Origin of the sequence: Arthrobacter sp. 9AX, assembly GCF_902506095.1 — a bacterium.
Taxonomy (GTDB): domain Bacteria; phylum Actinomycetota; class Actinomycetes; order Actinomycetales; family Micrococcaceae; genus Arthrobacter.
Genome location: NZ_LR733293.1, coordinates 3,456,787 through 3,482,935 on the forward strand (window position 1 = coordinate 3,456,787; position 26,149 = coordinate 3,482,935).

General features: G+C 64.0%; 18 protein-coding genes and 1 pseudogene. 8 read left to right on the plus strand and 11 right to left on the minus strand.

Annotated elements, in window-relative coordinates; translation table 11 throughout:
• Nucleotides 1-171 precede the first annotated feature (171 nt).
• The 4 genes from BACI348_RS16000 to BACI348_RS16015 are packed head-to-tail and all read left to right on the plus strand — an operon-like array spanning nucleotide 172 to nucleotide 5,329.
• On the plus strand, nucleotides 172-1,449 hold the full coding sequence (locus BACI348_RS16000; RefSeq protein WP_236557590.1) for a nucleotide sugar dehydrogenase: 1,278 nt from the start codon (nucleotides 172-174) through the stop codon (nucleotides 1,447-1,449).
• A 1-nt stretch (nucleotide 1,450) separates the two neighbouring features.
• Nucleotides 1,451-2,842 (plus strand): glycosyltransferase family 2 protein, encoded by a 1,392-nt coding sequence (locus tag BACI348_RS16005; RefSeq protein WP_159827593.1) that lies wholly within the window; start codon nucleotides 1,451-1,453, stop codon nucleotides 2,840-2,842.
• Nucleotides 2,839-4,437: a polysaccharide deacetylase family protein gene (locus tag BACI348_RS16010; protein ID WP_159827596.1), complete on the plus strand. Its 1,599-nt coding sequence runs from the start codon at nucleotides 2,839-2,841 to the stop codon at nucleotides 4,435-4,437. Before BACI348_RS16005 ends, BACI348_RS16010 begins: the two co-directional genes overlap by 4 nt.
• A 10-nt stretch (nucleotides 4,438-4,447) precedes the next feature.
• Entirely contained in the window at nucleotides 4,448-5,329 is an 882-nt protein-coding gene (locus tag BACI348_RS16015; RefSeq protein ID WP_159827599.1) for a LamG-like jellyroll fold domain-containing protein, read from the plus strand.
• A gap of 399 nt (nucleotides 5,330-5,728) precedes the next feature.
• On the opposite strand, the gene BACI348_RS16020 is transcribed toward BACI348_RS16015, so the two are convergent.
• From BACI348_RS16020 to BACI348_RS16030, 3 genes are read right to left on the minus strand one after another with little or no spacing between them, the layout of a single operon-like run.
• A complete protein-coding gene (locus BACI348_RS16020; RefSeq protein ID WP_159827602.1) occupies nucleotides 5,729-7,207 on the minus strand; it encodes a dihydrolipoamide acetyltransferase family protein in 1,479 nt (492 codons plus the stop codon).
• A gap of 2 nt (nucleotides 7,208-7,209) precedes the next feature.
• Complete coding sequence (locus BACI348_RS16025; protein WP_159827605.1) at nucleotides 7,210-8,322, minus strand: alpha-ketoacid dehydrogenase subunit beta; 1,113 nt, start codon at nucleotides 8,320-8,322, stop codon at nucleotides 7,210-7,212.
• A complete protein-coding gene (locus BACI348_RS16030; protein ID WP_159827608.1) occupies nucleotides 8,319-9,545 on the minus strand; it encodes a thiamine pyrophosphate-dependent enzyme in 1,227 nt (408 codons plus the stop codon). The genes BACI348_RS16025 and BACI348_RS16030 overlap by 4 nt, the downstream gene beginning before the upstream one ends.
• A gap of 161 nt (nucleotides 9,546-9,706) precedes the next feature.
• On the opposite strand from BACI348_RS16030, the gene BACI348_RS16035 reads away from it, so the two are divergent.
• Complete coding sequence (locus BACI348_RS16035) at nucleotides 9,707-10,171, plus strand: Lrp/AsnC family transcriptional regulator (RefSeq protein ID WP_159827611.1); 465 nt, start codon at nucleotides 9,707-9,709, stop codon at nucleotides 10,169-10,171.
• A gap of 106 nt (nucleotides 10,172-10,277) precedes the next feature.
• The gene (locus BACI348_RS16040) at nucleotides 10,278-11,234 is read left to right on the plus strand and encodes an IS481 family transposase (protein WP_159827614.1); all 957 of its coding nucleotides are present in this window, start codon (nucleotides 10,278-10,280) and stop codon (nucleotides 11,232-11,234) included.
• Nucleotides 11,235-11,626: 392 nt separating this feature from the next.
• On the opposite strand, the gene BACI348_RS16045 is transcribed toward BACI348_RS16040, so the two are convergent.
• From BACI348_RS16045 to BACI348_RS20740, 4 genes are read right to left on the minus strand one after another with little or no spacing between them, the layout of a single operon-like run.
• Nucleotides 11,627-11,998, minus strand: a complete 372-nt coding sequence (locus BACI348_RS16045; RefSeq protein WP_236557591.1) for an Hpt domain-containing protein — start codon at nucleotides 11,996-11,998, stop codon at nucleotides 11,627-11,629.
• Nucleotides 11,995-13,968, minus strand: coding sequence for a glycosyltransferase (locus BACI348_RS16050; protein ID WP_159827620.1), 1,974 nt, complete (start codon nucleotides 13,966-13,968; stop codon nucleotides 11,995-11,997). Before BACI348_RS16050 ends, BACI348_RS16045 begins: the two co-directional genes overlap by 4 nt.
• A complete protein-coding gene (locus BACI348_RS16055) occupies nucleotides 13,968-15,623 on the minus strand; it encodes an ArnT family glycosyltransferase (RefSeq protein WP_236557592.1) in 1,656 nt (551 codons plus the stop codon). The genes BACI348_RS16050 and BACI348_RS16055 overlap by 1 nt, the downstream gene beginning before the upstream one ends.
• Before the next feature lies 1 nt (nucleotide 15,624).
• Nucleotides 15,625-16,926 carry a cellulose biosynthesis cyclic di-GMP-binding regulatory protein BcsB gene (locus BACI348_RS20740; RefSeq protein WP_236557593.1) on the minus strand — a complete coding sequence of 434 codons (1,302 nt, stop codon included), beginning with the start codon at nucleotides 16,924-16,926 and terminating at the stop codon, nucleotides 15,625-15,627.
• A gap of 911 nt (nucleotides 16,927-17,837) precedes the next feature.
• On the opposite strand from BACI348_RS20740, the pseudogene BACI348_RS16065 reads away from it, so the two are divergent.
• Nucleotides 17,838-18,107 (plus strand): annotated as a pseudogene (locus BACI348_RS16065) (Lrp/AsnC family transcriptional regulator); the annotation flags it as partial.
• Nucleotides 18,108-18,365: 258 nt separating this feature from the next.
• Here the strand turns inward: BACI348_RS16065 and BACI348_RS16070 are convergent.
• Together BACI348_RS16070 and BACI348_RS16075 are read right to left on the minus strand one after the other, a co-directional pair.
• Nucleotides 18,366-19,697: a MinD/ParA family ATP-binding protein gene (locus BACI348_RS16070; protein WP_159827623.1), complete on the minus strand. Its 1,332-nt coding sequence runs from the start codon at nucleotides 19,695-19,697 to the stop codon at nucleotides 18,366-18,368.
• A 197-nt stretch (nucleotides 19,698-19,894) separates the two neighbouring features.
• Entirely contained in the window at nucleotides 19,895-20,041 is a 147-nt protein-coding gene (locus BACI348_RS16075; protein WP_159827626.1) for a hypothetical protein, read from the minus strand.
• Nucleotides 20,042-21,438: 1,397 nt separating this feature from the next.
• Between BACI348_RS16075 and BACI348_RS16080 the strand changes: the two genes are divergently transcribed.
• Nucleotides 21,439-22,362 carry a hypothetical protein gene (locus BACI348_RS16080; protein WP_159827629.1) on the plus strand — a complete coding sequence of 308 codons (924 nt, stop codon included), beginning with the start codon at nucleotides 21,439-21,441 and terminating at the stop codon, nucleotides 22,360-22,362.
• A gap of 1,109 nt (nucleotides 22,363-23,471) precedes the next feature.
• On the opposite strand, the gene BACI348_RS16085 is transcribed toward BACI348_RS16080, so the two are convergent.
• On the minus strand, nucleotides 23,472-24,683 hold the full coding sequence (locus BACI348_RS16085; protein ID WP_159827632.1) for a glycosyltransferase: 1,212 nt from the start codon (nucleotides 24,681-24,683) through the stop codon (nucleotides 23,472-23,474).
• A gap of 95 nt (nucleotides 24,684-24,778) precedes the next feature.
• The gene (locus BACI348_RS16090) at nucleotides 24,779-26,101 is read right to left on the minus strand and encodes a hypothetical protein (protein WP_159827635.1); all 1,323 of its coding nucleotides are present in this window, start codon (nucleotides 26,099-26,101) and stop codon (nucleotides 24,779-24,781) included.
• Between the last annotated feature and the right edge of the window lie 48 nt (nucleotides 26,102-26,149).

Sequence of the window (26,149 nt, forward strand, 5' to 3'; positions counted from 1 at the left end):
TGCCCGCCATATGAAACAGCGGACCCGTCTGCATCAGTCATAGGGGTAGAGAATATGACACCGAAAACCAATACTGCTGCACGCCCAATTTCGGACAACAGCTTCCACTGTCAGGCGACGGATCGCCAAGCCGCCGCAGGTCCAGAGACCTCGCATCAAGGCGCCGCTGCTGTGGAGCTGACAGACACCACTTTCCCCTTTGACATCGCCATCCTCGGCCTTGGCTATGTGGGCCTGCCCACCGCCCTGGCCATGAATTCCGCCGGCCGCAAAGTGATCGGACTCGATGTCTCGGCAGAGCGGCTCGAGGTCATCAGGTCCCAGCACGCCGACCTCCTGCCATCAGACAACATGCGCTTGGCCAAAGCCTTGCAGGATCCGGATTTCACGATGAGTACGGACCTTTCCCAGTTGGCGCATGCAGCGGCGGTCATCGTGTGCGTACCCACACCCGTGGATCCGTACCTGGTCCCGGACCTCGGCATCCTGAGGTCGGCCTGCGCCTCCGTGGTGGAATTCGCTGTGCCCGGCCAGCTCCTGATGTTGACCTCCACTACGTACGTCGGGTCCACCCGCGATCTGCTCGCCCTTCCACTCGAAGCCAAGGGTCTACTACCCGGACGCGACCTCTTTATCGCTTTCTCCCCGGAACGGATAAATCCCGGCGTTGACGCATATTCGCATGAAGACGTCCCCCGGGTTGTTGGCGGGATGACTCCTGCCTGCGGAGAAAAAGCGGCCGCTCTACTCAGTGCCAGCGCCCATCTAATTCACACGGTGCCCTCGGCAGAAGTAGCGGAAATGACTAAGCTCGTAGAGAACACTTTCCGGGCCGTGAATATCTCCTTGGCCAACGAATTCGCGGACATCTGCCACGAACTTGGCCTCTCGGTCATTGACGTCATTGATGCGGCATCCACCAAGCCTTACGGGTTTATGCCCTTCACGCCAGGGCCGGGTGCCGGCGGGCACTGCATTCCCTGCGATCCCCACTATTTGCTGTGGCAACTCCGCAAAGCACGGGTCGGAGCGCCGCTGATCGAGCATGCCATGGCTGGCCTTGCCGGCCGCCCCCTCAAAGTGGTGGAACGGGCCCGGCGGATACTCTCAGACCAGAACCACGGCGTCGCGGGATCTCGAGTCCTGGTCCTCGGAGTGGCGTACAAACCCAACGTCGAAGACCTTCGCGAATCGCCGGCACTGGAGATCATGTCAGCACTTATAGCCGACGGAGCGGAGGTTGCCTACCACGATCCCTGGTGCCCCACCGCCCCGGACGGCCACGGCGGGCAACTGAAATCGGTCAGCACCCCGGAAGCCTGGAACGCAGACCTCGTCATACTGCACACACGGCATTCCGGGATGGACGTCGACTGGCTCGCGGATGCCCCGGCCGTGCTGGACACCACGTACCGGTTGGCCGAACGCAGCAACGTAAGCAGGCTCTAGGATGAGCCGGCAGTCTGTGGCGGCGCGCGCCGCCAAACCATTGGTCCCGGCAGGCCCCGGCGCCGAGGACCGTCTACTTCGCGGGTTACAAGACGCCGGGTTAAGAGCGGAAGCCGCACCAGCCCGGAAGCTGCGCTTCCCCCTGCGGATCGAACGAGGAGTCCTCTACCTCGCCCTGACGGCGATCGTAGCGGTGATCTGCCTGCTCAAGGCCCTGACCACGCACCACTTTGTGGACTCCCCCGTCTGGGCCACGTACAGCGTTGTGGTGCTGATCTTCGTCTTCGGCCGGTTCGGCCTGGCCTGGCGCTACCGCCCTGGCTTCAGCGCCGGGGCACAAACCTACCTGCCCTCGGTTGCGATCATCGTGCCTGCGTACAACGAACAGGATGCCATCGCGGCCACGCTCCGCTCCTGCCTCACCGTGGACTACCCCAACCACCTGATCCAGGTGGTGGTGGTGGATGACTGCTCCACGGACGGGACCCTGGACCGGATCCGCGACGTGGAAGCCGTCTACCCCGATCTGTTGGTGGTGGCGGCGGACGTGAACCGCGGGAAACGCCATGTCATGGCTGCCGGGATGCAGGCCGCCCGGGACGCGGACATCCTGGTGTTCATCGATTCGGACTCCATCATCGAACCCGCCGCCGTGCGGTCCCTGGTCCGCTACTTCGAGGACCCGGAAGTCGGCGCTGTCTGCGGGCACACCGACGTCAGCAACAAAAGCACCAACCTGCTGACCCGCATGCAGGCCCTGCAGTACTACATCGCCTTCAGCGTCTATAAGTCCGCGGAGGCACTTTTCGGCTCGGTCACCTGCTGTTCAGGATGCTTCTCCGGGTACCGGCGCAGCGCCATCGAACCCATCACGGCAGCGTGGGTGGGGCAGAAATTCCTGGGCCAGCCGAGCACCTACGGAGATGACCGCAGCCTCACCAATTTCCTGCTTCCCAACTGGCGGATCCTCTATGCACCGGATGCCAAAGCACAAACGGCAGTGCCGGACAGGCTCGGCAAATTCCTGCGCCAGCAGCTCCGCTGGAAGAAGAGCTGGCTGCGCGAGTCCATGCGGGCCGTCAGGATCATGTGGCGGAAGCCGCCCGTGATGGCCCTGTTCTACTACCTCGGCGTCCTGTTGCCGTTCGTCGCCCCGCAGGTGGTGTTCCGCGCCCTCGTGGTCTCACCGCATTTCCTGCTGTCGCCGCCGGTCTGGTACTTCGGCGGGGTTGCCGCCGTCGCCCTCTTCTACGGCCTGTACTACCGGCTGAAGACGCGGGAACCCGACTGGTACAAGGGCATCTTCTTCTCGCTGTTCTACGTCACCCTCCTCGTGGCACAGCTGCCGTATGCGCTGTTGACCATCCGCGATTCGAAATGGGGCACCCGATGAGCACCCAGGCCACGGCGCCGGCGCCGAACTCCACTCCACAGAAGCCGGCCAGGGACACTAAGCAGCGCGCCATCTCGGCCCTGGTCAGCTTTGTGCTGGTGGGCTTCGTGCTGAGTTACCTGGTGGGTCCGGCAGCCTGGCAATGGATGGCAGCCACTGAGCGCCAAGCTGAACTGAGCGACTACACAGACAAGGTGTTCCAGCAGTTCACCAATATCCCCGCGCCGCAGTCGGACGCGGAACTTGTTGCCCGGCTCAAGGCCGCGCCCACCAGCGGGCAGGCGGGTCCGATAGTCCTGACCTACCATGACATCGGCTACAACGGCAGTGAGTACACCATCACGCCCGAGGCCTTCGCGTCGCAGATGCAGCTGTTGGCCGACGCCGGCTGGCAGACCCTTTCGGCTGCTCAGCTGAGCGACTGGCTGGATGGCAAACCGTTGCCCCCGCACTCGGTGCAGATTACTTTCGACGACGGTGCACACGGCATCTGGCAGTACGCCGATCCGATCCTGGCGCGGAACAACCAGCGTGCGGTGGCGTACATCATCACCGGGTTCGTCGGGACCCGCAATCCCTACTATGCAACGTGGTCAGAACTCACCAGGATGCAGGCCAGCGGACGGTGGGACATCCAGGCACACACGCACCTGGGGCATGTTGAGATCCCCACGGACGCGGCCGGGACCACCGGCCCCTTCCTGACCAACCTTAAGTACCTGCCCGAAGAGAACCGGACCGAAACACCCGCCGAGTTCCAGGCCCGCGTTTCCGGTGACCTCCAGGAGTCCAAGAACCAGCTGGTGGCGCGTGGATTCCCGGAACCGCAGTTCTTTGCCTACCCGTTCTCAGCGCACACCGAGGTTGCCGGCGTGGACGGTGTCCTCGCTGAGTCGGTCCAGTCGCTGTTCAAGGCCGCCATGCTCGATACACCCCATGAGGTGATGGCTGTCAGGCCGGGTGAGCTCGCGGCGGGCAACGTGGACCGCATGGACATGACGGCGGATGTTTCGCTGAACACCTACGTGGACCGCATCCTGGCGGTGAGCCCCATCAGCCCGTCAAGCCTCAAGCCCCTTTCCATGCCGGACGAGTGGACCACCTACGGCGGGGCCCCTGCCACGTTGCCGCTGGACAGCAGCGGCGGCACGGCGTTCGACCCGGGCCCGGGTGCCTACGGGGGCCGCCTGTTTGCCCCGTTCAAGACCGGGCTGTGGACCCGGTACACCGTGGACGCCGTCCTTGGCGGATTCAAGGCCGCTGACGAGGGAATGGTCACCGGATTGACGGTGCTGACCAAGGACCCGCAACAGGTGGACGTTTCGGTGACGGCCAACGGCTACACCATCGCCCAGGCGAACGGGGCCGAACCCAAGGTGCTGGCACAGGGGGTACTCCCGGTCTCCGCCAGCCACCGGGCAGAAATAGTGGTCGATGCCGGGGCTGTCACTGTCACCATCGACGGCCAGCAGGTCAGCTCAATCCCGCTGGTCCGCACCGGGCGCTACGGCCCTGCAGGGCCCGTGCAGATCACCGGCTACCGGGAATCGGACCAAAGCCCGGTTCCGCAGGTGCTGAGCATGTCGGTGCGCTGAGGTCTCCGCTGTGGTTGGAAGCGGAAAAGGATGGACGACGGCGGCGGCCCCCCTCGCCGTCGTCGTCCTCGCCGTGCTGTGCGGATGCGCGAGTCTTTGGCCCACCCGCGCGGGCGAAGGGGACGCGTACGATGCCGCAGTCCTCGCGGACGGGCCGGTTGCCTACTGGGTCATGGCCAATGGCCGGGGCGGGACCGAACCGGACATCACGGGGTCGGGCCATGACGGCCGGTACTCAGGTTCCGCGCGGGAGACCGGTGAACTGCCCAATGGTTCCGCGGCTGCCACTTTCGGCGGCGAAGAGTACCTTGAGGTACCGGATGCTGCAGACCTTCGTCCCGCCACCACGGGCGTGCTGACCGTCGAGGCCTGGATCCGCCCCGACACGCTGGCCTTCCGGGATAGGGAAGCCACCGGCTACGTGCATTGGCTGGGCAAGGCGGACAACGAGCAGTACGAATACGTGGCCCGGATGTACTCTGCCGGCAACCGTGAGGACAGGGAAAACCGGATCTCGGGCTACCACTTCAACCTCCCCGGCGGGTTGGGTGCCGGTTCGTACTTCCAGGACCCCGTCTCGCCCGGTGAATGGATCCACTACGTCCTGGTCATCAACAGGACCGCCACCTCTGATGAGTTCCCGAACGGCTACACGAAGATCTTTAAAGATGGAGTCCTGCGGGACCAGGACGATCTGAGCGTGGACGGCGACCCGATCGCCCCGGGGCCCGGCCACGCGCCCCTCCGCATCGGGACCAGCGACTTCGAGTCGTTCTTCGAGGGGGCCGTGGGCAAGGTGGCTATCTACGGCCACGAGCTTTCCCCGGCGCAGGTCCTCCGGCATTACCAACTGATGACGGGGAACGAGGCTACGCCCGAAGCAGGGGGCTGAAGGGGCGGTGGTTGAGCCTGTCGGACCCCCGGTGGAGCACTCGTCAGCCGACGGTGGGCCAGGCTTTTCGACGCGCAAACTTCATCTCGACGCGCAAAACGGATGACGCGACCCGGATATGAGTCTCGTCAGCGTCTGCGCGGCGGACAAGAATATGCGCGTCGAGAACGTGGAATGGGGCAGCCGGGCCGGAAGGCACCCGCAAGGGGCGTACGACGGCGGCACGCGGCCGCCGCCGTAGCCTTCCCCATGTTTGCCGCATCGAGTGAGCGGGCGTTCGAGATAACCCGACTTCTACTGAGCGAGCGTTTGAGTTAAACCGACATCAGGTGATGGAGCGTTTGAGTTAAACCGACATCAAGTGAGAGAGCGTCGGGGTGGGTGGGGGGCGTTGGGGAGTTAGATGTCGGCGAGGAGGGTGGTGGGGGTTTCTATTGCATCCGCCACGAAGCGGAGGAAGCCGGCTGCGGTGCCGCCGTCGCAGACCCGGTGGTCGAACGTGAGGGTCAGCTCGGTGACCTTGCGGACCGCCAGCTCGCCGTTGACTACCCACGGCTTGTCGATGATCCGGCCGACGCCGAGGATGGCCACCTCGGGGTGGTTGATGATCGCCGCAGAACCGTCCACACCAAACACTCCGTAGTTGTTCAGCGTGAACGTGCCGCTGCCCAGCTCCGTGGGGGTCGCCTTGCCCTGGCGTGCGACGTCGGTCAGCCGGCGGATCTCCGCGTCCAGTTCCCGGGCACTCAGCTTCTCCGCGGCCCGGACTGACGGGACCACCAGCCCGCGGTCGGTCTGGGCAGCGATGCCGAGGTTTATCCCGTCGAACGAGACGATCTCCTGCGACCCGTCGCCCGCCGTCTCGATCCGGGTGTTCAGCTCCGGGAACTCTTTTAACCCGGCCGTGACAAAACGCGCAATGAACGCGAGCAGGCCGGGGACATTCGAGCCGCCGGCCTGGAGTCCTTCGCGGAGCTCCAGCAGCGCCGTCGCGTCCACGTCAACCCAGACCGTTGCCTCCGGGATCTCCGACCGGCTTCGCGTCATGTTCGCGGCAACGGCCTTCCGCACTCCCCTTACCGGCGTGCGGGAAGCGATGGGAAGTCCGGTCCTGGCATCGGTCCCGGAAGTTGCAGGTGCCGGTTCGGCCGGTTTAGTCTCAACAGGCTCAACTGCTGGTTCCACCGGGTGAATGGCTGCTTCGACGTCCTTGCGCATGATGAGGCCGCCCTCGCCGGAGCCGGGAAGCTCTCCGAGGTTGACGCCGTGCTCCCGCGCCATCCGGCGGACCAGCGGTGAGATGACGGCACCGAGCTTGCCGGGAACGCGGGTGCGCAGGAGGGTGAGGTCGTCCTCGGTAGGCTTGGCCGCCACCGGTTCGGCCACTGCCACCGAGGACTTGGGCGCCCGCGTCCGCCTGGCAGCGGCGTGCCCGCCCGGGGTCCCGTACCCGATCAGGACATTGCCGGAGCCGGCCTTTTCCTCTTCGCGGTATGCCTCAGCCTCGGCGCTGGCGGTCGCCGGCTCGGCGAGCTCCGTCTCGGCAGGCTCGACGACCGGCTGCGCAGGCTCGGCGGGGGCGGCACCAGCGGCGGCATCATCCGCGGCGGGTTCCGGAGCGGCGGTGCCAGAAAACAGAGGCGTCACCGAGATCAGCGGCTTCCCCACATCAAGGGTCTCCCCCGGCTGAGCGTGCAGTTCGGCCACAATCCCGGCATACGGCGAAGGCACCTCAACAGTGGACTTCGCCGTCTCCACCTCGGCAATCGGCTGGTCCACAGAAATCGTGTCACCAACGGACACGTGCCAGGACACCAGCTCCGCCTCGGTCAGCCCCTCGCCCAGGTCCGGCAACAAAAACACGCGCGCTTCACTCATAATCAGTTCTCCCACTGCAGGTCGTCGACGGCGTCGAGGATGCGGTCCACGCCGGGCAGGTAATACTTCTCAAGCTTGGGCGCCGGGTACGGGATGTCGAACCCTGTGACGCGGCGGATTGGAGCGGCGAGGTGGTGGAAGCAGCGCTCCTGCACCCGGGCCACGATCTCGGAGGACACGGATGCGAACCCGTGCGCCTCGGCGATCACCACGGCCCGCCCCGTCTTCCGTACGGACTCGCACACCGTTGAATCATCAAACGGCACAATGGTCCGAACATCAATCACCTCGAGCGACCGCCCCTCCAGAGCGGCCGCCTCGGCGGCGGCGAGCGCGGTAGGCACTGACGGGCCGTACGCGATCAGCGTCGCGTCCGTGCCGGGACGCGCGACGGCGGCACGGCCTTCGGTGGTGCGTCCCGCCGTCGTGCCTTCCACGTAGGAAGCACTCAGAGACGAAAGATCCACCAGGTCCTTGGACCAGTAGAGCTTCTTGGGCTCCATAAACACCACGGGATCGTCCGAGTCGATGGCTTCGCGGAGCATCCGGTACCCGTCGGCCACGGTGGCCGGGGTGTAGACCTTCAGGCCGGCGGTGTGGGCGTAGTAGGCCTCGGATGAGTCGCAGTGGTGCTCCACTCCCCCGATCCCGCCGCCGTAGGGCACGCGGATCACCAGGGGCAGCTTCACGGCGCCGCGGGTGCGGTTGTGCATCTTGGCCACGTGGCTGACGATCTGCTCGAACGCGGGGTAGGCGAACGCGTCGAACTGCATCTCGATCACCGGGCGCATCCCGTTGATGGCCATGCCCACGGCCATGCCCACAATGCCGGACTCGGCCAGCGGGGTGTCGAAGCAGCGCTGCTCGCCGAATGTGGCGGTGAGCCCGTCGGTGATGCGGAAGACCCCGCCCAGCGTGCCCACATCCTCGCCGAACACCAGGACGGAGGGATCAGCCTGCATGGCATCAAACAACGCGGTGTTCAACGCCTTGGCAAGAGTCACGGACTGCGGCCCGGCGGCTTCCGCAGAAGCTGCCGCCGAGGCGGCAGCCCTGGCGGTGGCAGCGGAAACATTGCCGTTAGCCTCGGACGAGGTGGTGATGGTGGGGCTCACTTGCCGGCCTCCTTCGAGTCAATTGATGGCGCGTCGCGGGCGAGTTCGTCGGCGAGCAGGACCGACTGTTCCTTCAACTGCGGCGTGGGCTTGGCGAATACGTGGCGGAAGAGTTCCTGCGGGTCCACCGGCACGTCCTCGCTGAGGCCTTCACGCAGCGCAGCGGCCACCTCCTCAGCGTGGGCAGCGATCCGTTCCTCGGCAGCGGAGTCCAGCAGGCCGCGTTCGGTCAGGTAGGCACGCATCCGGTGCACCGGGTCCTTGGCCCGCCACTCGGCAACTTCAGCGCTCTCGCGGTAGCGGGTGTCGTCGTCGGCGTTGGTGTGGGCCTGCATGCGGTACGTGTTGGCTTCCACCAGCAGGGGGCCGGAACCGCCGCGGGCAAGTGCGACGGCGCGGTCCAGGACGGCGAGGAGCGCGACGACGTCGTTGCCGTCCACGCGTTCGCCGGCCATGCCGTAGCCCACGGCCTTGTGCGCGAGCGACGGCGCTACGGACTGGTGTGCCAGCGGCACCGAGATGGCGTACTTGTTGTTTTGGACGAAGAAGATGACGGGCAGGTGGAAGACGGCTGCGAAGTTCAGGGCTTCGTGGAAGTCGCCTTCGCTGGTGGCACCGTCGCCGCACATGGCCAGCACCACGGTGTCCTCGTCGCGGAGCTTGGCGGCGTGGGCCACCCCAACGGCGTGCAGCAGCTGCGTGGTCAGCGGGGTGCACTGAATGCCCACTTTGTGCTTGAGGGGATCGAACCCGCCGTGCCAGTCGCCGCGGAAGATGGTCATCACCTGCACCGGGTCCACGCCGCGGGTCATCACGGCAACGGCGTCGCGGTAGGTGGGGAACATCCAATCACCGCTCGCCAGGCACAGGGCGGCCGCCACCTGGCAGGCCTCCTGGCCGTGGCTGGACGGGTACACGGCCATGCGGCCCTGCCGGACCAGGGCCGAGTTCTGGTCGTTGACGCGGCGGCCGACGACGAGCTGCTCGTACGCTGCCAGCAGTTCCGCATCGCCGGGCAAGGGGTATTCGTGGCCGGGTTCGGTGCCCTGCTCACCTTCGGGCTTGAGCCGGCCCTCCGGGTCCACCATCTCGATCTGGTGCCGGGCGGGGAGCATGTAGTCCTCGGCCGTGATGCCGAACTTCTTAGCGGCTTCGGTGAGGGCGTCCTCAGCGGACGCCGTGCCTGCCTGGTGCGGTGCGGTGTGGTTCGCGGAGATCGTCATCGGTTCCGTCCTTCAGTTGCCACTATTCCTTCCCAGTATCTGCCCACAGCCGCTTTCGTATCCAGCACTAGGAGGAATCGTGGAGAAGCTGTGCAGTTCTGCCTAGACTGAAAGACGAATTGCAATTGTGAGCCAGCTTACTGAAGGGGTGCGTAGACAAATTGGCAACGAGGGATCCGGGGACCGAACCTGTCCCGCTGGACGAGACCGACCGCAGGATCATTTCGGAGCTCACCCGGGACGGCCGGATGTCCGTCACGCAGGTGGCGGAGAACGTCCACATCTCGCGGGCGCACGCCTATACGCGGATCGGCCGGCTCACCTCAGAGGGGGTGCTGTCCCGGTTCACGGCGCTGGTGGACCCGATCAAGGCCGGGCTGCGATCGTCCGCCTACGTGACCCTGAAACTGAAGCAGGACGCCTGGCGTGAGCTGCGTGACCAGCTGGGAGCCATCCCGGAGGTGCACCATGTGGCCCTTGTGGGCGGCGACTTCGACGTGATCCTGCTGGTCCGCGCCGTGGATAATATCGACCTGCGGCGGGTCATCTTCGACCAGCTGCAGTCCATGCCGGGGGTGCTGGATACCCAGACGTTCCTGGTGTTCGAGGACCTGGATACGCGCTAGGGTGTACTGAGCCGGGACGTTGTTGACATGTAGGGCTTGAAAACGGGGAGGGCCTCCGGGCTAAGTGGAGCTGTCTAGTTCACACACTTTGCGCTCAGAGGTCCTCATGTCCCACGTTAATGCCCGTCTGACAGTTCATGGAAGACGCCTGATCGTTGACCGTGTGGCCGCGGGCCGTCCGGTCGCTCATGTCGCTGCAGAACTAGGCGTTTCCCGGCAGACCGCATACAGGTGGGTCAGACGCTTCCGGACCGAAGGGCATACCGGGCTGCGGGACCGCTCAAGCCGGCCGAGGTCAACACCGACCCGGACGAGTTCCGAACGTGAACAAGCCGTTCTGGCCGCCCGGCACAGTGTCAGGTTCGGGCCCCTGCGGATCGCGGCGCTCACCGGCGTCCCGGCCCGGACCGTGTCGCGGATCCTGCACCGGCACGGGGTTCCGCGGCTGGCGGAATGCGATCCGCTGACAGGTGCCCCTATCCGAGCTGTCAGAACAACCACCAACCGGTATGAACGGGCCCGGCCCGGGGAACTGGTCCATCTGGACGTCAAGAAGCTCGGACGCATCCCGGAAGGAGGCGGCTGGCGGGCCCATGGCCGCTCGGAGCAGGTCAAGGGACGCGGGATCGGCTACGACTACGTCCACGTCGCGATCGATGACCACACCCGCATCGGCTACGCCGAGGTCCTTGCTGACGAAAAGGGCGTCACCGCAGCCCAGTTCCTCACCCGCGCCGCAGAGTACTTCGCCGTCAACGGCATCCACCGCATCGAACGCGTCATCACCGACAACGCCTTCGCCTACCGCAACTCCGCCGCGTTCCATAAGGCCGTTACAGACCTCGGAGCAGTCCAGCGCTTCATCAAACCGCACTGCCCCTGGACCAACGGCAAAGCAGAACGCTTCAACCGGACCCTGCAAACCGAATGGGCCTACCGTCAAATCTTCACCAGCAGCACCCACCGCCAAACAGCACTTGCGCCCTGGCTCCAGCACTACAACACTGAACGAATCCACACAGGCATCGGAACCACACCCCTCACCCGGGTGTCACCAACCTGATGGCGCAGTACAGCTAGGTCAGAGGCGGGTAAGGGCTGCGCCCACCACTGCCGCGGTGAGGACCAGGAGGATTGCCAGGACAACGTAGCCTTGCCACTTGGGCCGGCCTTTGTGGGGGTTGATATCGATGTACGGCATGGTTAGCGGCGTTTACCTCGGGGTGCGGCGGGAGCACTGACACGGACGGCGCGGCGTTTGAGCCGCAGCATCTGGTACAGGACAGCGAACGGGATCAACAGGGTTCCAAGCAATGCACAAAGCGCCAGGGCAAAGTCAGGTAGAGCCACGGCAGACCTCCGTTAGTAGCAGTGATCCCCCATGTCAGATCAAAAGGACCCTACCTGTAAGAAAGCTGAATGACAAAACGAGTCAACCAGTAGTCAAATCCGGAGCTAGAATCCTGCCCGGCTCCCTTCGGCCTGCACTGCCGCCGCGGCCTCGGCCAGGAGCGCCAGGGCAGCATCGGCGGAGCGCCAGGCAGCCGCCCGCACCATCAGCTCCAGCTCCGCGGACAACGCGGACAGCCGCAGTGCCCCGGCCATGGAAGAGCTCACCTTAAGGCTGATGACCCGGTCCATCGCCGCGTTGCTGTCCCGCACGGAGACGGTAGACATCACGGCGACCAGCCGGGCGGGCAGCAGCTCCAGGTAGGTGGCCAGGAAATCCCTGGCGGCTGCGGGGTTGCCCAGGTCCTCGCCCAGGTCCCTGATGCACTCTAAGTCCAGCACGGGCAGGTGGTCCGCATCGAACGGTGAGGAGCTCACGCGGACCACCGGCCGTCGTCGTGATACTCGGCGTCCAGCCCATGCGGGGTCTTCTCCCATTTGTGCGGGCTGGTGAGCATCTGCCAGGCGGCACGCCAGGCAGCCACGGAGTGCAGCACCCAGTAGGCCGGGTTCAGCAGCGCGAAGATGGCGATGCGCCAGCCGTGCCGGCGCAGCGTGGCGATACCGGAGACCAGGATCATCAACGAGTTGCCGAACAGCATGGACACCACCCCGCCCACCAGCAGCCACTGCGGCAGGACCAGCCCCACAAACTGGTAGCCGACATAGGTGACCACAGTGAAGCCCAGCACCAGCGGGTAGGCCAGGAAGGCCAGGGGTGTGCCCAAGATCAGTCCCAGGAAGCCGACCGCGCCCGCCAGGCCGGTGCGTCGGAGGTACCGGATGGAGTTCCTCGTGTTCACCGCCGAGGTCACCATGTAGCCCTTGATCCAGCGGGTGCGTTGCTTGATCCAGGCGGGCACCTGCGAGCAGGCCTCCTCCCAGGTGGTGGAGTTGATAACGCCCACCCGGTAACCCTCCACGGCGGCGCGCAGCCCCAGGTCCGCGTCCTCGGTGACGTTCCAGGGATCCCAGGCACCGATCAGCCGGAGCAGCCCCGCGTCGAAATGGTTGGACGTGCCGCCCAGCGGCAGCGGAATCCCGGACCGGTCCAGGCCCGGGAGCATCGAATCGAACCAGTGCGTGTACTCGATGGTGAAGAGCCGGGTGAGCACGTTCTGGTCCGCGTTGAAGTAGTTCAGCGCCGCCTGCACACAGATCAGCGGCTTCCGCTCCGGGTCCAGGTAGCGCCGCTCGAACGCATCGGTCCGGAACGCGTCAATGGCCGCACGGAGCTGCCCGGGATCGGGGCGGTCCTCGGCGTCGTAAATCACCACATACTCTCCCCGCGCGAAGGTGAGACCGTAGTTGCAGGCGCGCGGCTTGGTCTGCGGCTCACCGCGGGGCACCACCAGGATCCGCACGTACTCCGGCGGCCGGGAACGCTTGGCGGCCTCGATGGTTTCGGTGTCGTCCTCCTCCAGCAACACCAGGACGTCCAGTTTGGAGCGGGGGTAGTCCAGCTGGCCCAGATTGTTGAGGAGCTTGTCGATGATGTTCGCCTCGCGGAACACCGGGATGAGGATGGTGTACACCGGCAGGTCGGCGTCGGGAATGCGTTCGTCCTCCCCCGCAGGCAGTCCCCTGCGCTGCAGTTCCCGCGCCCTGGCCTTCGCGACGGCCCTGTCGTGAAGCGCGTCGAAGGGGTGGCGGAGGCTGGCCAGGGTCTTGAACGCGATGCTCACCAGGAACACCACGTTCACCGCCGTCAGCAGCACCACCACCGTGGGCCGGGCGGCGAGCACCAGTCCAACCACCAGGCTGCCCAGCAGAACAACGGGCAGCAGCCGCTGCCACCCGTTGAGCGCTATCCGGGCCGAACCGTCCGGCTGCTCCTCGGCCAGCCGTTCGGCGGATTCGTAGAGCAGGTGGTGCCGGAAGGCCCGCTGGATGGAGTGGTTGATGTCCCAGTCGGTGGTGGTCCGGAACACCACTTCGAGCGCGCCGAAGCGTTGCAAGGCCGCCTGCCGGATGTCCGCGGAAGGTTCGACGGCGGTGGCAACAGTGAGGAGCCCGTCCTCCAGGTGCCACGGCAGCCAGCCCGGCTCGGATACTTCGCTGAAGCTCAGTTGTTCCAGCAATGCTTCGTCGGGCGGGTGCGCCACCAGGTCCACCAGCGGCGCGTCCCACTGTTCGGCCAGCACCTCGTACACGTGCCGCCGGTTCAGCCCCGTCTCCAGGATGATGTGCCGGCCCAGCAGCCCGCCCTCGGTCCGGGCACGCGCCAGGCCGCGGTCCAGTTGCCGGGGCGTGATGAGGCCGGCGGCCAGCAGGGACTGGCCCAACGCCAGCGAGCGGCGGCCGATCCCGTCCCCGGGCACCGCGTCGGTGAGGGTGGAGTTGGGCATCAGTCGGTGGACCTTTCGTAAATGCGGTGGGCGGGGCTGGAGAACACCACCGCATAGCGGGCATTGAAGGTGGGGTCGGCGCTGATGGCCTGGTAGACCAGGTCCGTGAAGCCGGAGTCCTGCGGGCCGCCGCCGGCCTCCACATTCACGAAGACCCACTCCGCATAGCGGGACGGGTCCGCGAGCGCGGGCGCGAACTGTTCCCCCGCGGCCCGGTTGTAGATGTTGGCCAGCGGGATGCCCATGGTGGGCAACACCGCGTTGCCGCGGGCGCTTTCATCCATGAGGATGCCGCCGGAGGTGTAATGCTCCTTCAGCCAGCGGGCGGCGGCGAAGGAGTGGGTGTTGGACTGGTGGGACATCTGCCCTTCGGCAAGGATGGCCAGCCTCCCGGTGGGGTCCTGCAGCCACCAGGCATTCTGCAGGGCAAGGGCGAGGAGCAGTGCTCCCGCGGCCCAGGGGCGGTGACGACGGCGGCGGGCCACCTCGTGCGTGAACGCCGCCACCAGCACGGCTGCCAGGGGCAGTGCCGTGAGGGCGAAGCGGTTGTTCCACCAGGTGCTGGGCAGGGAGTGGTCGTTGTTGATGGCCGTCTGCCCCAGGTAGAGGCTGAGCAGGGCGAAGGCGTAGGCGCTGCCCGTGACCGCCACCAGGAGGGTGCTGTTGGCCAGGCCTTTGCGGAACACCACCAGCACCGCGCCGCAGGCGGCCGCGGCGAGCACCGGCACGCCCACCGTCTCGATCAGCGACCAGTGGAAGGTCCAGAGCGTCAGGCCCAGGTTGCCCTTGGTGGGCAGCAGGCCGCCGTCGGTAATGTTCTTTTGCTGGGCGTAGGCGGAGTACTGGCCGAACATGAACTCCAGCGGGTTGCCGTAGAGGGCCCAGTTGTAGGAGAGCCACCACAGCACGGCGGCGGCGGGGACCATGGCGTAGCCGGCGGCCATGGTGAGGGCCTCCCGCCACTGGCCGGACCGTCGCAGCTCGGCCACCAGGACAAACACGGTGCCGGTGAGCACCAGGGCCCAGCCCTCGTAGCGGGAGAGCACGGCGGCGCCGGATGGGATGCCGGCGAAGATGGCGAGTTCCCCAGCGCTCATGCGGCGGCGGCTGGTGCTCCAGTGGGCCAGTCCGGCCATCCCGGCCACCAGGCACATCAGCAGCACCGGTTCGGTGAGGGCGGTGGTGTACGTGTAGAGGATGGCCGGGTTGGCCAGGACCACCAGCACGGCGGCGATCCGTCCGGCCCTGCCGTAGCCCAGCCGCGCGGTGATCCGGTACAGCCCCGACGTGGTGGCGGCCAGGGCCAGGATGCCCAGCACACAGGCGCCCCAGCCGCTGCTGAACATCCAGAGGTTCAGCACAAACGGGACCAGAAGCAGGTGCGGGACGGGGAGCCACACGGTCCCCAGCTGCTGGAAACCAGGGGCCTTGCTGTCGAAGATGCGCCGGGCGATGGTGAGGTGGCTCTGCGCGTCCGAATAGTCCAGGTTGCTGCCGTTGCCGGTGGTGTACAGGCACGCCAGGAAGCCCACCGCAGCTGCCACCACGGCAACCGTAGCGGTGCCGGGGATGTGGCGGCCGCTGACGGGGGCTCCCAGGGAGGCCCAGATCCGGGCCGGCCGTGCGCGCTCCGCCAGGACGGGCTCGCTTCTCACGTCAGTTGCCAACGGGATCCGATGCCCTGGCCTGTTCTTTGGCGTCGGCGAAGGCCCGCGCCTTGCGGCGGTGCCTGCGCCGGAGCCAGATGCGCGCCCCGACCGCGAGCAGCAGGGCGGCCGCGGCGGCCGCGAGCCAGAGTGCCAGCGGCCGGTAGCCGTCCGTCACCTCCGCCTGAGGTGTGATGGCGCCGGATTCGAGCAGCACCGGGTTGCCGCTGGTCTGGGTGACCAGGAGGTTGCGGGACAGTTCGCTCCAGCCGCCCTCCTGCTGCTGCACGAAGGAGGCAAGGCGGGACTGCAGCGCGACCGGGTCGGAGCTTCCGGATGCGGCGGACTGTGCTTCGGCGGGTGCGTCCGGGGCCCAGCCGCCCAGGAGCAAAAGGTTGCGTCCGTTGTGCTCGAACGCCTCCAGCACGGCGTAGGGCGCGGTAGTGCCCACGCCGTATTCGATGTCCCGGGCGGCGACGGTCCGGAATCCGGCCAGCCGCAGCGGCGCGGAAACCTTCTCGGCGGTGGCCGGCGTTGCCCCCACGAGGAGTCCGGCGTCGCTGGATGCCAGGAGCGAGTCCGCGTCCGTGAGGTGGACGTCCAGGAGGTCCGCGGCGTCGTGCTGGAGCGCTGCCACGAGCGCGGCGGCGTTGAGCGTGTTCTCCTGGGCGGCAGCACCGTCGTCGAACGCTACGGGCAGGCTGGCGCCGAGCACCTGGGGGAAGCGGGCGAAGCCGGCGGTGACGGAATGGCCGCGTTCGCCGGTGAGGGTGCTGCCGGTGGTGTCTACGGTAAGTTCCATGGGCAACAGGCCGGCGGGGCCGGAGCAGTCGCCGCCGGCGGGCAGGGCGGTGAGCCGGAGCTTGAGCCCGTTGCGGGACTGGAGCTGGCCGGCGGGGACGGCAGCGGTGAGGTCGAAGGTGTCCCCGTCCAGGGTCTGGGAGCTGAGCAGGTAGTCGTTCCAGTACACGGAGAGGGCTGCCTGGCCGCCGGTGGGGATGGCGGTGTGGGTGCCGCGCAGGTGCAGTTTCAGAGCGGAGACGGGGCCGCCGAACTGGGACTGGCTGACGCCCAGGTAGGCTTCCTGCGTGCCGTAGCCGGCCAGCCTGACGCCGTTGGCGCCGAGTCCCGCCAGGGTCTGTTCCGGTCCTGCCGCGGCGGGCACCATGCTGGTCATGCCGGTGACGGTGCCGCTGTCCGCCAGGGCGGTGTTGGCGCTGGCCAGTGCCTGCGCGGCGGTGCGCAGGGCCTCGCCGCTGCCGGCCAGGACCAAGGCGGGGCGGCCTGCCTCGGTGGCCAGCGTGGTGCTCACGTCCCCTCCCCCCCCCGGCGGTGACTGTGATGATGCGGGATCCGGCCGGGAGCGCCGCGGCTTTCCCGGCCAGTTCGGATGCCGGCACCACGGTGAGGCCGGCGTCCGGGTAGCGGTGTGCCATGGCGGAGGTTGCGGCCAGGATGGCGGCGGAGACGTCCGGTGCGGGGCTGGCCGGGACGGGGATAAGGACAGCGGGTACTGCGGGGGCCAGGAATTCGGCGACGGTGGTGGGCGCAGTTTCGGTTCCGCCGGTGGTGAGGGAGAGGTTGCCGAGGGTGGCCGCGGATTCGCTGGCGGTGCAGACGTTGCGGACGGCCGGGATGTATTCCAGGCCCAGCAGCAGCTGGCGGCCCGTGACGTCCCCGGCGCCGACGGCGGCGTCCAGGGTGAGGGTTTTCCCGGCGGGCGCTTCGAGCAGGATACGGCCCTGGACGGTGACGCGGACGGTCCCTGCGGCCGGTCCCGTGACTGCGATGGTGCCGGTGATGCGGTTGGGCTGCAGCCCGTCGGCCACGGGAATGGCGAGCTGCTGCTGGGCCTGGCCGGACAGTGCCGAGACGGAGCCGATGGCGCCGGCGGGGGCAGCGGCCATGGCGGCCGGCAGGGCCTGGGGAACAGCGGCAAACGGTGCGGCATTTGCGCCGGAGGGCGTGAAGAGAATGCCTGCAGCCAGCAGGGCGGCGCAGGCGAGCGCGACGCTCCCTGCTCGCAAACTAGGGAGCATACGTCCAAGCTTGGGCGACCAACTTCAAGATAGGCCCTGGGCGACGCTCAAGACATCATCAAGATTGGTGTATTTCCGCAGGCCAGAGGCGATTCGATGCACATTCGGCGAGTCCACGCGGAAGATGGTCATCACCTGCACGGGTCCACGCCGCGGGCCATCACGGCCACGGCGTCGCGGCAGGTTAGACCCGATCAAGGCCGGGCTTCGCTCTTCTGCCTACGTGACCCTTAAAATGAAGCAGAATGCCTGGCTCGAGCTGCGCGCCCAGCTGGGTGCCATCCCGGAGGTGCACCACGTGGCCCTGGTGGGCGGCGACTTCGACGTGATCCTGCTGGTCCGCGCCGTGGACAACATTGACCTGCGGCGGGTCATCTTCGACCAGCTGCAGTCCATGCCGGGGGTGCTTGATACGCAGACGTTCCTGGCGTTTGAGGACCTGGATACGCGGTAAGTGCTAGTGGCGGGCCTTTGCCTTGATGACGCCGGCGGCCAGGAGCCCAACGCCCGCGAGTGATGCCAGCATGCCACCCAGTGCTACCGCGTATTCGGTGATAGTCATTCAGCCACTCCCTTGTGAGGTCCTGCCCGATGGACCCAAGCTACGCCGGGAAGCTCAGTATTGACCGAAGGCTCGGCGGAGGACTTGGTCAAGATTTGGGCACCTTCAAGGAACAGATGCGTAGAGGGGCGGCAGCAGCCGGCGGGTTCTCTAGCGGTACCCGTCCACGATTGCGGCAGCAATCTCCCTATATGCACGCCGGGTCTCAGGCTTGAGCACGTCCAGGGTGACGAGGTCGCCATCTGCTACGCCACGGTCGTGCGGAACGGCGATCAGCTCGCGACAAATGCCGGAGAGATGTTCCTCGATAGCGTCCTTGTCCACACGGGAAGAAACTTCGTCCTTGTCGGTGATCACCACAATGGCGTTCCGTGCCAAGTCCTCATACCCGTGGCTGGCCAGCCAGTGCAGGGTGCTCCGGGCCCGTTTCGCGCCGCTGACGGCGTAGCCGGCTGCGATCACCAGGTTGTCTGCGGATTGCAGGATCCCGCTCATGGCGTTGTGCGTTACGCCGGTACCGCAGTCGGTCAAGGCGACGGAGTAGTAGCTGGAGATGAGCTTTCGGATGCGCAGGTACTCTGCGGCAGTGAGCGAGTCAGAAACTTCCGGGTCTTGCTCCCCCGCGATCAGATGCAACCGGCCAGCGTGATGCATGTAGCGGGCAAGGGCGGTGAGCGAATCCACCGACTCAATGTTTTCCAGCAGGTCCGTGATGGTTCGCGGGCTGGACTGCTGGTAGATGCCCTCGCCCAAGGCACGCTCCACGAGGTCCCCGGAATCGGGGTTGGCATCGATAGCGCAGGGAGCGTCTCCGCGGTACTCGGCAAGGGTCAGACCAACACCCACAGTGGTGGATGTCTTGCCGATGCCGCCCTTGAGGCTCAAGATGGCCGTGTTGTAGCTGCCCTGAAGCTGACGCGAAATGCGTTTCGCCAGTTCGTCTTCCTGGCGCTGCTTTGCGCTGGGCCCCAAGTTCCAGGCGCCACCGGTCAGGCTGTACAGGGCTCCACGGAACCCACCGACGGGGCGCGGCTTCTGTTCTTTGACGAACAGGCCGGGCGAGCTGATGAAGTCCGGCAATGGGCTTTCGGCGATGGTGTCGGCGACCGTCGGGCGGACTCGGCGGAATGCTGGCGGTTCAACCGGAGGGGCCGGTGGAGTGGGCACGGCTGCCCCATCCGCTGCCTTAGGCGCGGAGGCGATGGTGGCGGATGTAACTGACTGTGCTGATACCGGTGGCCGGTTGGGGGCTGCTGGCTGTGCAGCGTCCGCGGCGGCTGCCACCTCCGCCCAAGAAGTGCGGCGAGTCACCTGCGTACCATCCGGCTGGGCGGGAGAATTCGGTGTTACAGCTGGCATGGTTCCTGTCCGGGCATCCAACAGCTCGCCGTCGGCGCGACGAAGGTCGCGGCGTCGGCGCAGTTGCGGCTGCCCTGCATCCTCTGCATGGGCGCGTGCGTTCTGATCCGCCGGATCGGGCATATCTGTCCCCCCAGGACGTTCGGCAAAGAGTTTTGCTGCGCTGGTACAAACAGTAATTCTAGGGGCTTGGACGAAGGGACCGGTTCAGAAGCGCACCAGGGCGGCGCCTACCACGGCTGCTGTTAGGACTAGGAGGACGGCGTAGCGCTGCCACTTGGGCCGGACTTTGTGTGGATTGATGTCGACGTATGGCATGACTAGCGGCGGTTACCTCGTGGATCAGCGGGAGCGGTGACCCCGATCGCTCGGCGCTTGAAGCGGAGCATCTGGTGCAGGACAAAGAAGGGAACCAGCAGGGTGCCCAGCAGCAGGCTGAGCGCAAAGGCGTAATCGGATGAAGCCACAACAGCCTCCTTCGTTCAAGTGATCCCCATTCACCCTGACCTGATCATGTGACAGGCGCAATGACAAATCAGATCAACAGTAGGCGCACTGCCCTCAGAAACTAGCCGTGCAAGGCCGTTAGAACCACTGCCACTGTCATGCTCACTAAAGCAGACAGCAGGCAATACGAAATTACCCGAATCTTTCGCCGTCTCAACTCCAACCGGGAGTACCGATCAACGTAAGTGCCTCCATCTCTACCCATGCGCCGATGCTATAAAACACACCCTCAAGGTTTGATCAAGTCACGCTCTTTGTTACGTATCCGCTTCAGGTTTTCCGACGTTAGCTTCCGTCGGAGCTTCGCGACTGAATAGCTCGGGTTGCACAGTATTGATCATGGTGTCCGAGATGGTCCTCACGAACTAGACGCTACAGGAAATGAGGTGGCACGTTGACGAACTGATGGCACTGCCCAGTGGATTGAGGGTTGTGCCGCAACCGCGGTAGATAAGAAGTGCATTGAAAGCGGAAATACGGCCTTAACTTCCTGCTGCACGCACTAGAACTGACGAAGACTCTGGCCAAGCGGGAAGTTTTACCTGAGCAGCAGGTAGGAGAACGAGAGGCACCACAAAGGTCACAGCGCTTATCGATGGTCGGATTGAGTAACGCCTGGCTCGGGGAGTACTCCCAAGCCATTAAGCTGACTAACCGCCACTGTGGTTCAAGTACTTCAAGCGAAATAGCTTTTGGTTGTGACCAAAAAGATTGTTGTTGAAGCCCAGGCAGGAACGCCAGATGATGGCAGCGTAAAGCGCCGGTTGTTTCTCAGAATGGGGACCTTCGTGACTGCACTAATAGGTGCGTCCGCGATGTCTGCAACGCAGACCCCTAGCGCTCAGGCTGCCTCAGCTGAGAGGGCATTACCTACCTCGTATATCCCCGTCGCGGAAAAGGGCGCCCCCTCGGGGGTTGCGACGTTAGACGTAAATGCCAAGATTCTGCCCGCTCACATGCTTGACCTCACCGTCCCTATCCAGAACCAAATCGAAGCGGCCACCACTGGGCCATCCGGAGTCATTGCTATAGAGGCCAGCACTGCTCTCGATCCCAAGGGCGCATACGGTCCGTTTCGCGCGCGTCTCGCCAACTGTGCCAACTCAGCCACTACTATCGTGTTCGCTGGGTCCTCCACCACGGCCGGCCACACTACGGTCGCTGCTGACAGGTGGGGAAACCTGCTCGCCGCCCGATCCACGGCCAACCCGGTGCGGACTCTAGCCGAAGCAAAGGTAGCTTCGCCGCTTCCGTTCGGCATGAATGTGTAAGTATCAGCATCAACCGTGCAACCGCCGGCAGCTACATTACTGACGCCGCAAGTGTCGGGGCTCTGTCTCCGTGACTCGTGGTGCACATGATTGGGTCCAATGACTTTGCCTCCAGCACAGCGCCAGCAATAGTTGCTTCGCAGGTTGTCCAGAGGATTGGATGGATCGACGCGGCAAGCCAAAAACCCGTTGGACACATGGTCGTGCATAGCTTTGAGCGCTACGACGCTTTCACCCGCGGCTATGCTTGGTTCGATTACTCCATCGCTCTGCGAGCGACGTTAGCGGGCTTGGAGAACGTCTCCTTGGTCGATATCTCTGACCAGTTCAAAGCCGTTGGAATCCCGAGTACGGACCCATTGACTCTGATGATGGCTGCCAAAATCCACCTTACCTATGCTGGCCAGAGAATGCTCGCTAACATAATGGGCAATATATTGGGGGTGCCGACCCTTGCGGCCACGGCTGGCGCAGGGACGGCTTTCGTCGCGCTAGCCTACGATAAGTTTAACCGCCCGGATGGTGCCTTGGGCGCAGCCCTGAGTGGGCAATCGTGGCAACCGAACCATTCAGGACAGATCTTGGTCAGCGGGAATGCGGCCAAGGCCACAGCAGATAACACCGGCTTTGGGTGGCATGCCCTCCTGGCGAGCACAAGCTCGGACGGAACCGACAGGGTCAAGGCAGGCGGCGCAGGCGCAGGGCTTTTGGTGCGTTGCAATCCAGCCGGGGAAGGCTATTCCTTCATTCACAGTGTGGTTGCGGGCGCTTACCGGTTCTCACGCCGCACTGTTGGCGGCTACACCGCCATCTATACCGCGCCACAGATTCCAGCAATAGGTGACGAGTTAAGCGTGGACTTGGACGGCGATGCAATGGTGCTGAGGGTCAACGGCTCCGCTGTTTACACCCACAGGGACAATAACGACATCACTTTGGCGCGACATGGAATCCTACTAATGCTGGCAACCAGCAGCGCCGAGAGCTTTGGTCACGTGCTGTCGGTTTGATGAACGAGCTAAAGCGCAGCCTCAGCTTGAGCGTCTGCGTCCGCCTGCTCGCACTCAATCGAGCAATATCGATATCCACCCAGGCTCCGAAATTCCGCATCCTCGAGGCAGCAATAATCGCAAAGGGCCGGCCTTGCCGCCATAACGGACCGCACGTGTTTGAAAAATGAACGAATTTTTACCACTAGTAAGAGTTACCTGACGGCGATCAACTTCTTCGCATTACTGGCTCAAGTTTTCATCAAGATAGGGGCTCAACTCGTTACGCCCACTCTGCCATCTACCAGCCTGTCCCCGGGCAGCCTCCCTGCGCAGTTCCAGCCCCTTACTCTTGTTCCGACGAGCGTGGACCAGCCCGAAGTTTCTGTTGCGACCTTCGCGCATGTAGGACTTAGTCCCCTTGAACTCGTCGTGCGCCGCAGGGGACAGCACAAGCGGGAGGATTGAACGACATCTTAGGAGTTTGTTCAGCGCGACTGAGGCACCTCGTGCAGCACAACAGGCCCATGGGATCCGCTAGTATCGTTCAAATATGGGGACTAAACAGCAGACGGCATTCTGCAGCACTTGCGGCAGGAGCACTAACCACGTCACTCGCTATCAGAGGAACGGTGCCGGCGACTTGCTGGTCACTGACATTCGTTGTGCTGAACACAAGAACGGCGGATGATGCAGAGGTACTTGCCAGCTGTGACGACACAGCAAGCAGCGCTGACTAGTCAGGCCGGAAATCCCTTCTCGCCCGTTGCCTCTGCGTTCCTAGAGAGCCGAGCCATAGTTTCCCGAGGACGCCGCCAGGCGGATCGGAAAATAGCGTAAGGACGATTTGAACTACGCTGCTGCACAAACGGGCTGCCCGCTTCACTTCAATCGCCATCGTTTCCGTTTGCTCAATTCAAGGCGGACAGAACACCAGCGGGACGCAGATAACACTTTCAACCATCCATAGGCGAGGTCGTCAGCTCGACCAACTGTTCGAAAGACCCAGCCGAGCGCTGTAGTTAGGTGGTCGTACTCGCTGTAGAACGCTCGACACAGAACGACATCGACGGACGAGCTCGGCTCTGGAGCGGGCTTCGCATGCTACCTGAACTCCGGCAACAACCACTCTAGGCAGGGAGCAGCGCTCTTTCATAGACTCGAAGCATGTGCTCCTGATGCTCGCCAGGAGACGTCAGCCGTGGCAGAGAACGACCAACTGATCGGAGGGCTTCAGTTTCAGCAGCGTCCACGTAAGCAATGGCGTCACTGATCGCTGATGCATCGAACAAGAACCCATTGTCCCCACTTACGAAGTCCGGTATGCCACCCATTCGGGTTGCAAGGACCGGGACGCCATAGTTTATGAACTCCATCACAACTTGGGGACCGTTGTCCTCCCAGATAGGCAGGACAACGCCTAAATCTGTCGACGCCATGATTCTAGGGAGGTCGGCGGGAGTGTACGAGCCATGGACAATAATGCCTGCTTTCTCTGCGGCTACAGCCCACCTACCTTCGGCTCGCCCGAAGAAGTGGAACTCTACGTCTTTCCGGGTGACACCCTTAGCTAACTTGACCAGCAAGTCCGCCCCCTTGTGCTCCGAGAGTACGCCGATAAACGTCAAGCGCAGGTTCGGTGAATCGGTCTTCTGGGGGCGGTCAACCGAAGCGCTAACATTACCGATATGGGCAACCTCGTAGTCCAGTTCTGGGTAAGGCCCTGCGCTAAGTTGCCGTACCCGATCCGACACGGGTAGGACGACTTCAGCCCCCCGGAGGAATGAGCGAACCTTGGCATTTCGCGCCGTAACAGCTTTGGAAGGAATCCGCGGTAACGGCAGATGAACACGGCGGGCGGCCTTGTAAAGCAGGTCGACCTGGTCCAACTTTCCGACGCAGGTCTCACACTTCTTACGCTCGGGACCACCGCAATTCTTGCCCTCCCAGTTCATCATTGTGATTCTGGGGCAGAGCAAGTAGTAGTCGTGCATGCTCACAACGTACTTCTGGCCAGCCGCAGCGAAGTCCTCGTAGAAGTCCTCACCAAATCCGACAGTCAGGTGAAAGTGGATCAGGTCCGGAAACTCGCCGAGCAGCATCTCCTTCAATTGCGAGGTTCCCTCTCGGTCCTCCTTACAAGACAGGACGAAGGGGCGGATATTTCCCGAGTAACCGAGTACCGAGAAGCCCAGCTCGTGGCTCCTGTTCGACTCGCCGCCATCCAAGACGATCACGTCGTGCCCGTTGCCTGCTTGACTGGCAGCGAGGGTCCGAACGTAGTTGGTTATACCACCGGGAAAGTCAATGCTGAAACCCGCAACGACGTGGATGATCTTCAATTTTCCCCCATAGAGCGAATCGGCCGTTTAGCCCCAATCATAGAGGGAAAGAACCATCGCTAGTACTTGGGGCGTGAAGCAGAACTGCCAACTGATCAACGCGGGTGGCTGGGGGTCATTCTCAAGCCCGCATCCGTCGTGGTCAGCGGACGCCCGGCTTGCCCAAGATCGCTTGTCTTGAACAGGCTGATGCAGATGGCCACGATGTACAGCAGGTCAACAGGGAACACTTGGCTGAACTGCATATTAATCGACCCGATCAAATATGCGATGAGGTAGAAATACGCGCCATAGTGCAAAGCTATCTCGCGGTCTTTTTGGGACGATTTTATGGTTTTGTGCAGACGCGTTACGCCGAAGAGTCCGAGAATAATGTACATCACGGTAAAAGGAAGTCCGACGCTCGAGATCATGGAGACATAACTGGATTCGATTGCCGCCGTGGGTATGCCAAAGCCCAAGACGTCAGCCACTCCCATCGCACCTAGCGCGTCAAGCGAAGAGGCATGATCGTTTACGCTGCCCGTCTTGGTCAGCCACACGCTCTGTACGACTGCTGAGCCCGTGACGTAATCCCACACACCAAGGACGACAGGTGGAACCAAGATAAGGAAGCCCGCCATAACTAAAGGACGTCGCCAATTGAGTGCAAAACTTCCAGCAAGTAGGGCCAGAGCAACTGCGGCTATTCCTGTGAAAGATTGCGTGAGCACGAGACTGACAAGAAGGGCAAGGCACAAGACAATTCGCCAAACGGGTCGAGACTTCCATACGACGAAGACCACGGGCAAGGCAAGCGCTACGAGAACGGCGAAGCCGTTGGGGTCGTCTAATAAGGAACCGAAGCGCACGGATATCGAGTTCTTGTATGCAAGAGCGGGAAGGCGTCCCTGAGACAGGAAGAGAAACACCTGGATCGCTTCCATGATTATTGCTAGCAATGCAAATACCGCGATAACTCTCGTAAGTCGACCCGCATCAATACGCCATTTTAAGCTGAGTCCGGACAAAATAAATCCTGCTGCGAGACCGGATCCGAGAACAAGCATGTCTGTGGAGCCCAGCACAATACCTTTGGTGATGGTATAACCCGCCAGTAACGCGAAGCTGAGACGAGTCAGGACGAAAGGGGCCTCCGATATGGTCTCCCGTCTAGCCCCTCGCACTGCATTAACGATCGCAGCAAGAGCGAGCACAGCAGCGATAAGGGCGTACTTGCCCAACTGAAGCCAGGTGGGGGTGTCAGCGTAAGTAGGGCTCGATGTTGAGCTGTTGATTTGGAAGGGATAACGGTAGCTCAAGTAGTAAAAGCTGATAAGGAGTAGCGCCACCATCACTCGAGTTGCCAGCGCATCCCCACCGCTGGCAAACGCATTATTCCTCGTTGGGCGATTTGTGGTCTTTAGGAGTTCCCCCATGCCGGGAATGATACGGTACTGCGACGTGCAGCCCGTAACTGCCCTTGT

Coding starts and splice junctions, on each gene's coding strand:
- BACI348_RS16090 (WP_159827635.1), bottom strand. CDS start 26,101: ATGGGGGAACTCCTAAAGACCACAAATCGCCCAACGAGGAATAATGCG.
- BACI348_RS16010 (WP_159827596.1), top strand. CDS start 2,839: ATGAGCACCCAGGCCACGGCGCCGGCGCCGAACTCCACTCCACAGAAG.
- BACI348_RS16020 (WP_159827602.1), bottom strand. CDS start 7,207: ATGAGTGAAGCGCGCGTGTTTTTGTTGCCGGACCTGGGCGAGGGGCTG.
- BACI348_RS16080 (WP_159827629.1), top strand. CDS start 21,439: ATGATTGGGTCCAATGACTTTGCCTCCAGCACAGCGCCAGCAATAGTT.
- BACI348_RS16070 (WP_159827623.1), bottom strand. CDS start 19,697: ATGCCCGATCCGGCGGATCAGAACGCACGCGCCCATGCAGAGGATGCA.
- BACI348_RS16040 (WP_159827614.1), top strand. CDS start 10,278: ATGTCCCACGTTAATGCCCGTCTGACAGTTCATGGAAGACGCCTGATC.
- BACI348_RS16050 (WP_159827620.1), bottom strand. CDS start 13,968: ATGCCCAACTCCACCCTCACCGACGCGGTGCCCGGGGACGGGATCGGC.
- BACI348_RS16005 (WP_159827593.1), top strand. CDS start 1,451: ATGAGCCGGCAGTCTGTGGCGGCGCGCGCCGCCAAACCATTGGTCCCG.
- BACI348_RS16030 (WP_159827608.1), bottom strand. CDS start 9,545: ATGACGATCTCCGCGAACCACACCGCACCGCACCAGGCAGGCACGGCG.